The sequence below is a fragment of the Pseudomonas sp. HMWF032 genome, from assembly GCF_003060885.1.
In the GTDB taxonomy this organism is placed as follows: domain Bacteria; phylum Pseudomonadota; class Gammaproteobacteria; order Pseudomonadales; family Pseudomonadaceae; genus Aquipseudomonas.
In genome coordinates this window covers 220,180-232,092 of record NZ_QAIG01000004.1, presented here as the reverse complement: position 1 = coordinate 232,092, position 11,913 = coordinate 220,180, and the positions used below count along the sequence as shown (strand labels likewise).

Genomic DNA, 11,913 nt, shown 5'->3' with positions numbered 1-11,913 from the left:
GGTCAAGGCCAGGCCGTCGCCAGCGTCAGAGGCGGGCACCGGGCTCAGCGAGGTCTTGTTCACGTCCACCGGCATCACGCCATTACCGCCAGTGGCCGCCGGCGAGTAAAAGGTATTCCATTGATCCGCACTGCCGTCCTCGACGAAGTAGCCCACCAGGCCATCGTCATACACGCCGAGGTCGCCCAGGCGCACCGGGAATTTCACATTGCCGATGCCGGCACTGGGGCGCGGCTGCCCGGGGCTCAGGCCGACGCTGGCGGCAAAGGCCGGCCAACTGTCGTCCACTGCGGGCTGGCCCTGCAGTTCCAGGCGCAGGGCGGCGCGAACCACCGCCAGCGGCCGACCGATCAGCACGCTCAGGCTCGGATCGGCAGTCGGCGCCGCCGGGCCGCTGGCACCGCTGGCCTGGTCGAGGGTGGCGAGCAGAGCCTGGAGGAAGCCCAGGCCCTGGGGCTGGTTGTAGAGGGCGCGGACGAAGTTGGCCAGGTACGGGTTGATCGAGGCCATTACCTGGTCGAAAGGCCGGGTCCAATTGGCACTGCCCGGAGCACCCTGCCAGCGTGGGCCAACGGTGTTCAGGGAACCGATCGGCGAGCCGTCGGCGTCGTAAACGGCGAGGTTGTCGTCGAGGTGGTTGAACAGCACCCAGCCGCAGATCGGCGCTGGCCCCTGATCGGAACACTCGGCCTGGCCATCCTTGGCACTGAGCCAACGGAATTGCAGGCGCGCCGGCTGGGTCAGGCGCGGCGGCAGGACGATCTTGCCGTTGTCGGCCACCTCGCCACCGGCCAGGCGCTGTTTGAGGCGCTGGGCGATGATCGGCGTCGGCTTCGGCAACTCCACCGCCTGGCCATAGGCGTCTACCAGGCGCAAGCGGTTGATCCGCAGTTCGCCGCAGCGCAACGGGTTGAAACCGTTGTTCGGGGCCGGCGAGGCGACGTTGAAGCCATCGATCGCCGGGGCCACCTGGGTGTTGGTGAAGTTGCGCACGATCAGCGATGGGCTCAGTGCGTCCACCACCGGCAGTTGCAGGGTCTGGCTGCGCATCAGCAAGCCCTGGTTGAAGCCGGTCAGGCTCTGCGCCATGGCCTGCAGGTCGAGCTGGCCGAGGATACCCTGGAGAACCTTGGCGTTGGGGTCGTCCGGGTAGTTCTTGAGGTAGACCTCGATCTGCGACTGCAGATTGAGCTCGGTGCGTCCGGCCAGGGTCAGGGTGCCGGAATAGGTCTGGAACGCAGGGTCGGGGGTCAACCCGGCGACGGCGTCGAAGTCCAGCCCATCCGGGTCGAGCGTGAAGGAGCCGGTCACCGCATCGGCGGCATAGTCGAGCCCGCTGCCGGCCAGGCCGACGCGATGGTAGGGGTAGAACAGCACTTCCCAATTGAGGAAGGTCGGCAGCCAAGGCTGCGACCAGGTGCTCAGGCCCACCGGCGACGGTGCGTTGCCGACCAGGGCCACCGCCGTGTTGGCGGCGTCGCTGCGGGCGTCGGCCGCCAGCAGGTGCTGGCCGCGCGCGGCGTGCTGGGCACTGGCGATCTGTTGCGCCAGGGTGTCGCTGGCGATCGCCGCCAGGCGCTGAGCAGCGTTGCCCTGGGTGAACTGCCGGGCCAGATCCGGGGCGCGCAGCGGGTCGAGGGTCAGCGACTCGGCCAGTAGCGCGCCGAGCTCCGGCGGATAACTGGCACCCGCCGGTGCGGCGGCCAGCGCCACATTGGGTGTGAACAGCGAACCATGCACGCGCAGGCTGCTGACTAGCTGGTTGCCGGTGCGGCAGCCGAGCAGGCCCTCGGCATGGAAGCGACCGTCGCCGCCATGGCGCGCCGAGGCCTTGGTGGTGGGCCGCCCGGCCATCAGGATCACCGGATCGGCCGGCTGCCAGAAGCGCGCCGCCGAGGACGGCTTGATTTCCCAGCCGGTGCCGAGGGTCTTCTGTAACGCGGCCAGGGCGCTGTCGATCTGCGTTTGCAAGGTGGCGATGCTGCCGCTGCTGGTCTTGCTGCCTGCCAGTGCGCTCAGCGCCGCCAGGTCGTAGTTCTTGATGAAGGCACGGGCCTGGTCGGCAGTCAGCGCGGTCGGGTTGGCCTTGTTGAACTGCAGAAGCATGAACTTGGCCCAGTCGATGAACAGTTGCTGACGCAGGGCGTCGAGGTCGGCGCTCTGACCGTCGAGCGTGCGTTGCAGGCGGTTGACCTGCTCCAGTTGCTCCACGGCGGCGTCCGGCAACTGGCCGTTGCTCGCGGACGGATCGGCACCCGGCGTGGTGATCTGGCGCGCCAGCCACAGAATGCCCCCAGGATAAGCAGCGAAGCCAGCCTGGTGCACCGCCTCGTCGGCTGCGGCGGCACCGCCGACCTTGCCCAGTTCGTGGAGCAGGCCCTGCTGGAACACGTTGAGCAGGGTTTCCAGGTCAGCCACCTCGGGGTTGCGCGCCTGGATCAGCGCCGCCACCGCCTCGGCGGTGTTGTCGGCGATGACCACGTCGATGCCGTCGGCGCTGGGCGGGGTCAGCCAGGCTCGTTGCGGATCCCAGGTCAGGCCGCTGAGCTGGCCGTTGCATACGGTGCGGGTGGGTACGTCGGGGGTATCGCTGACTGCCCATTGCAGGGTCTGGGCGATATAGGCCTGACGCGCCTCCACGGTGGTGGCACTGGGCGGGTAGACCAGGGTTGCCAGCGGGTCGCTGCCGCTGTCGGCGTACCAGCCCACGACCGAGTAGGACAGCGGCGTCTCGGCGGTGAAGGCCTTGGCGTCGTCATCGTCCAGCGGGTCCCAGAACGAGAACACGTTGGGGCAGTTCGGATAGGCCGCAGCATAGGCCGGGGTACCGTAGCCCACCGTGGTGTTGCTGCTGGCGTAGGTGCCGGCCTTGCGCCCGGCCCAGTCAGCCTGGCGGTAGACCCGGCCCTGGAACAGGAACGGCTGGCTGGCCCCAGAGAAATCCGGGGACACCGGTACCGCCCGCGAATAGATGTTCTGCGGCAGGGTCTGGTCCTGCACCTGCTGCAACTGGTCGCTCTCGATCACCCAGGCGGTCTGCACCGTGCTGCCGTTGTCGTTGCCGCCGGCGATACGGGTTACCAGCCACAGGTTCGGTGCCTGGAGAAAGGCCACCTTGCCGCCATCGGTGCGGCCGCGCGCCAGGCTGTCGGGCAGCGCCCAGTGCAGGTGGATGCCGGGCTGCATGGCGTCCTGGCTGTCGACCGAGTCGAACGGCTTGGGCAGCAGGTTCTGCGCCAGGTAGGGGCCCACCGCCTGGGTCGTTGGCATCCGGGCGAAGTCGCTGGCCACGGCGGCGAAACCATTGACCGCGCTGGCATCGGGCTTGCCGATGACCAGGGCGGTGACATCGATGGGGACGATCAGGCCGCTGTCGCTCATGCCGAAACCTCCTTGTCTTGATTGCTGAAGCGCACGGTCTGCACGCCCTCCACCAGCTCCAGGGCGAACTCTGCTGGGGTGAACGGGCGCTGGGTGCCGTCCGCTGCGAGGTTGGCGTTGCTGGCCACCAGTTGTGCCTGCAGGCTCTTCGCCAGGTCGGCGATCTTCAGCACGCGCTTGCCGCCTCCGCTGGCGCGGTAGTTGACAGCAACGCTGGCGCCGTCAATCTGATCGCCCGGCCGGGTGTCGGCAGGCGCGGTCGTGGGCACGGTGACATAGCGCAGCGACTTGCTCCCCTGGCCGATATCGACGCCGAAGTGCATGGCCTCGGACGGCTCGCCGATGTCGACATGGTCGATCTGCCCGGTGGTCATGAACAGCAGCACGGTGGGCGCCAGCACCTCCTGGCGCAGCACATCGTCGAGCAGGTTGCCGTCGGCGTCATAGGCGCGTACCTCAATGCCCGGCCAGCCGCGGACCACGTTGGAGCGCAGAACGAACCCGCTGACCGTGGTCGCTGGCGACACCGCCGCATACAGGCGCGCCACCAACTGGGCGTCGATACCGGCGTCGAAGGTGCAGGAGCGACCTATGCTGGTGGCACCTTCGAGCAGGGCATTGATCCAGTTCGGGTCGAGGACGAAGAAGCGGATCGACTCCGTCGGCAGCATGGCCTCGTCCGGTACCAGGTAGCCGAAGGGCAGGCCCTTGAGTACGGCGAGGTTGCCCAACCACTGGGTGAGTCCGCCTGGCAGCGGGTCACCGCTGTTGGCGCGCAGGAGGCTGGATTGTGGCTCGGCGACCATGGCCTGCAGGTTGAGGAACTGACTGTTGCGCTGGGCGAGCCGGGTCATTCTGTGGTCTCCGAGGAACTGGAAGAGCGGGCGCACTGGGCGGCCAGGGATTCGGCGATCAGGCCGATGGCCAGGCCGCGCAGGCCGGGTTGGCTGGTGGGTGCGACATTCAGCGCGCGCAGCGCCGAGTTCGTCGCCACCGAGGCCCGCAGACGCAGACTGAGGGTCTGGGTTTCGCTGTTTTGTGCCACCTTGCGTGCTTCGCTGCGTTTCCACGCATAGAGGGTGCTGGCGAACAGGCTGTTCTGCAGGGCCAGGCCACGGCCGATCTGCCAGGCGGCGGCGTAGGTGACGTCCATCAGGCCGCTGGCCGGATCGAAGCGCACCGCCTGGTCGGCCACTACCAGCGGCGTGGCCCCCGGCGGCGGGACGATCACCGGCGCAGAGGTGAATGGCAGCAGCGGGCCGCGATACCACGACACCGTGCTGTCGCCGAGGCGGGTCTGGTGGTTCATCGCCGTGTAGCCCATGGCGAAGGCATTACCAACGGCCTGCCCAGCGCTACCGCTGGCATTTGCCGGGGCAGGCAGCCGCAGCGGCGCGCAATCGACCCCTTCGAGGTAGCCGCTGAAGGTTTCCTGTGGATCAAGGGAGGTGAACGACCAGCTAGCCAGTGACACCAGGCGCAGTTTCTCCGCCGTGCCGCCGGCGGCCAGGGTCAGCGGTGCGGCGGTTTCGCCGTCGCCGGTGGGCAGGTAGCGGGCCAGGCCTTCCAGGGACACCAGGTGCACCACGCATTTCTGGTTGGGGGCCGGCAGGCGGTTGCCCACCACCACCGAGAAATTGCCTTCCTGCTCGTCGTCGTCCTGCTCCTGCTTCTGGGTCAGCACCACGCTGCGGGCGTGGGCCAGCCAATCCAGTTCATCGAGAGTCGGGGCGATGGCGGCGAACAGCTCCGCCGGCACGTCGATTACCTGGCAGGGGTCGTACCAGTTCTCACCAGTGGCCAGGGTGAAGGTCGGTGCCTTGTCGGCGCTACCGAGCAGGGCGTAGCCGTCCGGGTAGCTGGCGGTACTGGCCGGCAGGCTGCTGGGTGTCGACTCGCCGGCTTTGGCTGCTTCGGCACTGTGCGGGAACGCCTGGCGCTGCAGGTCGCCGGCCAGCACCGACTGCAGCGGTGGCGCTTCGTCCAGCTCGAACAGCAACAGGGCCAGCCACGAGGCGTTGTCCGCCTCCAGCTCCGGTGAGCGCTCCCAGGGCAGGGTGCGGCGCTTGAAGATCACATGGGGCAGCACGTTCTGGTACTCGCCCTGGTTGTCTGGCGGCGGGAAGCGCGACACCAGCTCGTTGTCGTCGAGGTTGAAGCGTTCGCCGCGCACGGCGAAATGCCGGGTGTTGACGAAGGCTTCGTCGAAGGCCGCGTCGGCGGTGGCCTTCGGGTCGCTGTTCTGCAGGTGCTGGGTGACGGTGATGCTGTAGCTGCCGGCAGTCAGCGGTGGCAGCCAGTGGGCGACAAACTGTACGCTGCCGTCGCTCAACGGCGTGGAAGAGGCCTTGATCATGAACGGACGGCTCCGGAAGCGGTGGTGGGTTGGGCGCCGAGCACCGAGATCTGCGGGGCGCTGAGCAGGGTATTGGCGGCGTTCTGTGCCAGCAGGTCGACATTGACCTGGGTGCTAACCGCGACCCCGGCCGAGGCTAGCTGGGTGAGGATCGCGCTACGGGCGTCGGCCACGCTGGTATTGGTCAGGGCGCTGGTGAACTGGCTCATGGCGTTGTCCTGGTCATAGCCGGTGGCGGCAGGCACGCTGGGCGCGATCCAGGTCACCGTGCGGTTGGCCTCGATTTCCTCGCGCAGTACGCTCAGTTCGATGGGCAGCGGGGTTACGTCGGGGTTGTCGGCCTTGGCCTTGATGCGCAGGCCGGTCATGGCATTGGGAATGGCGCGCTGGGCCGTGTCGTTGAGGTTGCTCAGGCTCGGGTCGAGGGCGGCACTGGTGGACCAGGTCGCTGCTGGCAGATTTTCCAGCACGGCGCTGACGTCGACACGGATGTCCTCGGGGCTCATCTCGCCGTCGAGCTTGCTGATCACCACACTGTGGCTGGACACGAAGTAATCGTTATTGACCCCCACCGGGCCGACGCCGAACGCCGTGTTGCTGGCCGTGATGTCCTGCTCCGCGCCGGAGCCGATGTAGCTGGCCTGCTTGCTCGGCAGGGCGCACCAGGTGGTCAGCTCGAAGCGCTCCGGGTTGAGTACCCAGTCCATGTCATCGACACCGGCCAGGTCCTTGACCAGACCATTGGCGACCCGCACCAGGCACACCGAGTCGGTCTGCTGCACCGGCGTGGCGGCCTTGAGGCTGGCCGGCAGGGCAGCGAGCAGCAGTGCCCGCGGCGCAGCCTTCGGCGCGCTGCCGCCACCGGGCAGGAACGAGCTCTTGAAGTCGCTCCACTGGATCGGTTTGACCTCGTCCTTGTTGCTGTCGCCGAAGCTGATGGTGATGCTGAGCACGTACAGGTCGGCGGTGGCGGTACCGGCGAATTCCGGGCCCCACAGGTGGATATCCACGCCGACATGGACGCTGACGGTGAACGAGGTGATACCGATGTCGACCTTGTACGAGGCACCAAGGCTGACCCCGATGTCGGCATCGTAGTGAAAGGGTTTCCAGCCCAGCAGGAAGTCCACCCAGGCCTTGAACCAGGCGCGCAGGTCGCCGCTCTGCCACACCGCCTCCAGGCTGCCGCCGGCCATCACCGCCGACGGCACCAGGGCGAAGTACAGACCGCCCTTGACCGTCAGTTCGGAGGTGACATTCCAGTTGAAACCCAGACGCGGCACGTCCGGGTACCAGTCAGGCTTGCTGAACGCCGGGTGGTAGCCACCGAGGGAGACGACGAAGTCGCCGGCCTTGTAGCCGTAGGGGTTGTCCGGGTTGTCCTTGGTCCAGGCGGCCACGGCGAAGCCGCCGGTAAGGTGGCAGTCACGCGACAGGATGAAGGAGTTGGCGGTCAGTTGCGCGCCGAGGAACAGGGTGCCGCGGTTGAAGTTGTAGGACGCCTTGAGTACCAGTTCGGCATAGCCGATCGGCGAGGAGGTCTGCGGCGGCACCGACACCGAGGCCAGGCCGAGCAGGGCGATCTCGAATTCGTTGCCCAGCTTGCCGGCGGCGAGGATGAAGCCCTTGATCATCTGGAACGAAGCGATCCGCACACCAAGGGCAAGGAAATAGTCGCCGTAGGAGGGTGGCACGTAATCGTGCATCACCTTCAATGCTTGCGAGGCGTCCTTGCCGGCGAACGGGGAGCCGCCGTTGACCGCGGCGATCAGCGGCATCTGTTCGAGCTTGTCGAGGCCGGGGATGATCAGGTCGCGGTTGAAGCCAAAGCCTGCCGCCAGTGCATCCACCTGCAAAAACGGAGGGCCGCCGATGGGCGCGGCGAGCACGGCGTAGGCGAACAGCGAGGGCGAGCCGTCAAGGGAGGCGTAGGAGGCCATGGCCGAGAGCTGGAAACTCGGCACCCTGAGCATTAGCTGGCCATCGTACTCGGTGATCTCGTTGCCCTTGGCATCTTCGGTTACGACCTTGAGCAGGCCGCCATTGATGGTCACCGCGCCGTTGTCGTAGCCGATGAACAGGCCGTCGAGGGAGGCTCCGTCGGGAATCGGCGGCAGCACCGGGCGGAAGGCGATGGCCGCGCCCATCAGGTCGATCTCGATGCCGCCCATGGCGAAGCCGCCATCGAGCATCAACCACACGCGCTGCTCGCGATAGGCAACGCCGACCCGGCTGAGGCTGATCGGGCCGAAGCTCCTTTGCACATTGACCCACTTGCCTTGGGCCCTGGCGGTGCCGGCGGGCACTGGCGCGGTATCGTCGTTGGCCGCAGCGCGCAGTGCCTGCTTCGGCTGCGATGGCTTGGCGAAGACCAGTTGCAGCGGCTTGGCCGGCTGGTCGCCGAGCATCAGGTTGGCCGACAGCACCACCCGGCCCTCGACGCTGAGCGCCGGAACCTGCGGCTGGCCCTTGGGAATCACCGCGTTGACCGCGTCGACCTGATCCTTGCTGAACACCGCGGAGGCGATCACCAGGCTCATGCCGTCCAGGCCGACCTGCTGGATCGACGCCAGCTCGTTGCCGACCACCGGCAACTGCGAGATATCCGCTTCCACGGCGATCTCCACCACAGCCGCATAAATGCGCCCCTGAGCCGTGGCGGGCACGCTGACCAGGCTCACCGCGACCTTGTCGGTGCTGGCGGTAAGCACCAGTTGCGACTTGTTGAAGTCGTAGGTGAACGAGGCCTGCTTGAGCACCGGCAACAGTTCCGCCGGTACCCCGGAGAGGTCGATGGCGAAGGTCTGTGCCAGGTCGACCAGGGCCAGGGTCTTGCCGGCGGTGGGCACCAGCTCGGCGCGCAGCATCTTGACCTTGCTGTCCTGGGTGAAGGTGACGCTGAAGGTAGCCGCGCCGATCACCACCGTGCCGTTGAAGTTGCCTTCCCAGGTGGTGTCCGGCTTCGACAGTTCGAGATCGATGCTGAAGTCCAGCTCGGTGCCGGCGATGGGGAAGCTGCCCTCGCAGGCGAAGGTGAACTTCGAGGCGCCGGTGTCGAGGCTGACCGCGAGGTTCTGCAACTCCAGTTCGCTGATGGCGGCAGGGCAGGTCACGTTGAACTGCTGGGTCAGGTCGTTGATCAGCTTGCCGATGGCCAGGGGCTGGCCGTAGGCGGTGCTGCCGGAAATCTGCCAGCCCTTGTCGTAGGCGGCGGCCACGGCGATGTCGATGCCAGCCAGGGTCAGGTCGGCGCTCATCGAAGCGGTGGTGGCATCGCTGGTTTTCGCGATGTTCACATCGACGTTGTTCAACGCCAAAGGGCCGGCGCTGAATACCTCGGTCATGCCCAGAGCAAAGCTGTAGCTGCCTTCCGCCGGCACGGTGTCGAAGACCAGCTTGCTCACCGTGGTGTCGGGGAAGCCGCCAGCATCGCCGAGGTACTGGATCAATACGTCGCGGATCTTCACCGGGGTCTTGGGCGACAGGCTGCCGCCCAGTTGCAGTGGGGGCAGGCCAATGGACAGCAGCAGGTCGGCCGGGGCCTGGTTGAAGGTGAAGGGCAGGGTGGCGTTGACGCTGGCATTGAGTAGCTGGCGCTGCTGCCAGTCGAAGGCTATCTCGACGCTGTCCAGAACCAGGTTGGCCAGCGGCAGCTTGGCAACCGCGTCGTTCACCGCGCTGGCCGCGGCATCGCCGGCGATCAGCCCGGCGAGGGCGGCCAGGGCTGGCTGGCGGTTGCCGTCGGCACTGACGAGGATGCTCACCTGGCTGCTGCCATTGAGGCTGACGCTCACGGTCCATGGCTGGCCGCCGATCTGCAGGCTGCCGCCGACCGTGCCACTGAAGCGGGTGATGGTCTGATCCATTTCGGTCTGGCTGGCGCTGGTCAGAGTCACCCAGACGCCAGTGAGGCTGGGGCCGCCCTGAACCAGAGACCAGTTGCCGTTGACCCCGGTGGTGACCGCGCAGCGGGTGTCGTCATCGCCGCCATAGGCAGCGACCACCTCGATCTGCTTGAACGACATCTCGGCGAATAGCGGAAGATCCACCGGCAGCCAACCGTCGAAGCGGTTGGCGAAGGCGAAATTGCCCACCGCCAGCAGCGGCAGGCGACTGTCCGGCGGGGTCAGGTCGAGAACCAGGGCAGCGTTGTCGTCGAGACTGCCGCTGAAGGTCAGGCTGCTTTGGCCAAGGGTCGCGCTGGCAACGCTGCTCAGGCTGGCGCTGATATCCTGGCCCTGGGCGCTCTGGGCGAAGGTCAGGGTCAACTGGCTGAGGCTGGGGTTGGCGCCCAACCCATTGAGCGTCCATTCGCCGTTAGGCGTACCGCTGACGCTGAAGCTGGCCGGCCAGGTGCTGCCGGGGTCGCTGATGCTGGCGCTGGCCAGGGTCACGTTGCAGGCACCGAACAGGCTGTCCAGAGCACTGATGCCGGTGGTTCCGGCCCCCAGGTCAAGGCCACCGGCGGCGTCGATCTTCTGTTTGAGCTGGGCCTGCAACTGGCTCAGATCCTGCGTAACGGCATTCATGGCGCTCATAGGGTGCTGCCTCCAGGAAAGAGCGGTCCGCCTCAGGAAAGGGAATCCTGTACGTCCTTGTTGGCTGATGCCTTGTAGTAGCTGACGGTGAACAACGGTTCGCCCCCGGTGAGGGCTTCGTTCAGGGCGGCCAGTGCCGCCGACGAGTTCACCCCGACCGTATCGAGGGCGAAGTGCAGCGCCTGCCTGGCCGAGTCGAGCTGGCCATTGCCGCAGATCGCCCCGGCAATGGCGCCGGTGACCACGCCGGCCTGAGTACTGCCGCAGGCGCGGGTGATGGTCAGCGCCACCAGCGCCGGGCTCGGGTTCGCACCGGCACGGGCGGCACGCCTGTAGCAGTTGCCGAGGTCGTAGAAGGTTTCGCCGGCGGCTTCGCAGGCTTTCTCGGCGGCATCGAGGGCGGCGCCTGCCAATTGCATGGCCTCGGTCTGGTTACTGGCGCCGCGTACCTGCTGCGCGGCGGTCGCGGCCTGGGTCGCCAGGGTCGCCACACGTCCAGCGCCATTGGTGAGGATGTCCCGTGCCTGCGTGGCCTGGTCGTTCGCGGTTTGTACGGCGACGTTGTACTCAGGCAGAGGGACGTAGTGGTTGACCAGCTGGTACGCCGTACCCAAACCATCGATAGAACCCGCCAGCGCCGCGAACTCGGCCAGCGGGCCGGGCACTGCCGCACTGGCGGTGGCGGCGGTTTGCGCGGCGCTGTCGACGCAGCGATAGACGTCGTCCATGTTGGCCGCGCGCTGGAGGGCCTTGCGCTGCTCATCTATCGCCTCCAGCCAGTCATCCTGGCCGGGGGGTTGCATGTCCAGCCAGCGAAGGTACTCGCTGTTGATCCCGCCGCCGGTCTTGCTGCGCAGTACCCACAAGGCTGTGGCGGCATTCCGCGCGTCGGTGGTGTTGATCAGTGCGGTGACCACATCCACCAGCGTGCCTTTGACCGCTGCTTCGGCGGCAGCATTGGCGGCCACCGGGTTTGGCGCCAGGCCCACCGCCTTGGCGGCGATGTCGGCGACCGCGAGCACCGCGCGCCAGGCGCTGCCCGGGAAGTTGCGATTGTCAAAGGCCTGGGCCTCGCTGACCTTCACCAGCAGGTTGCCGGGCCGGTTGCTGGCATTGGGATCTCCCGCCACGATGCCCAGGGTGACGAAGGCGTTGCTCATGTTCTCGGTGCTGTCGAAGCCGGTGAAATAGGTGCGCCGTGGCCGCCCTGGCGAGGCCGGTGGCGGGGGCAGGGTGATACCGTTGCCACGAGGATAGCCGTTGAGCACATCCACCGTGGCCGGGGCAGGGTGACCGTGCTGGTTGTCCGTACTGTTGGAAACCATCACCGCCAGCGGGCGCATGCGCTGGAGAAAAGCCGCCGAGGTGGCGGTATCGGCGCCATGATGGCTGGCCTTGACCACCAGGACACGCCCGGCGGCATTGTCATTGGGGTTGGCGAGGCCGGCGATCAGGGTTTCCTGGGGATCCTCGATATCACCGCCGATGTAGTAGGTGAACTCGCCGAAGCGCAGGAGGAAGGCAAGGCTGCATGCGTTTTCCGCTTCGCTGACGCCCTGCGCGGCCTTGACTGGGGTGCCGTTGGGACGCTGCACCCACTGGTTGCAGGCAACGCAGGTCAGTGTCGGCGCTCGGTCG

At 67.1% G+C, this 11,913-nt stretch carries 4 protein-coding genes and 1 pseudogene; all 5 read right to left on the bottom strand.

What is annotated here, in order from left to right:
- Positions 1-3,381 (bottom strand): hypothetical protein (locus DBR00_RS02690; protein ID WP_218276595.1); only part of this gene is annotated, 3,381 nt, incomplete at its 3' end.
- Complete coding sequence (locus DBR00_RS02685) at positions 3,378-4,235, bottom strand: hypothetical protein (protein WP_108488744.1); 858 nt, start codon at positions 4,233-4,235, stop codon at positions 3,378-3,380. The genes DBR00_RS02685 and DBR00_RS02690, both read right to left, overlap by 4 nt.
- Positions 4,232-5,737 carry a hypothetical protein gene (locus DBR00_RS02680; RefSeq protein WP_108488745.1) on the bottom strand — a complete coding sequence of 502 codons (1,506 nt, stop codon included), beginning with the start codon at positions 5,735-5,737 and terminating at the stop codon, positions 4,232-4,234. Before DBR00_RS02680 ends, DBR00_RS02685 begins: the two co-directional genes overlap by 4 nt.
- Positions 5,734-10,275 carry a DUF6603 domain-containing protein gene (locus tag DBR00_RS02675; RefSeq protein ID WP_108488746.1) on the bottom strand — a complete coding sequence of 1,514 codons (4,542 nt, stop codon included), beginning with the start codon at positions 10,273-10,275 and terminating at the stop codon, positions 5,734-5,736. Before DBR00_RS02675 ends, DBR00_RS02680 begins: the two co-directional genes overlap by 4 nt.
- A 32-nt stretch (positions 10,276-10,307) precedes the next feature.
- Positions 10,308-11,913 (bottom strand): annotated as a pseudogene (locus DBR00_RS02670) (hypothetical protein); the annotation flags it as partial.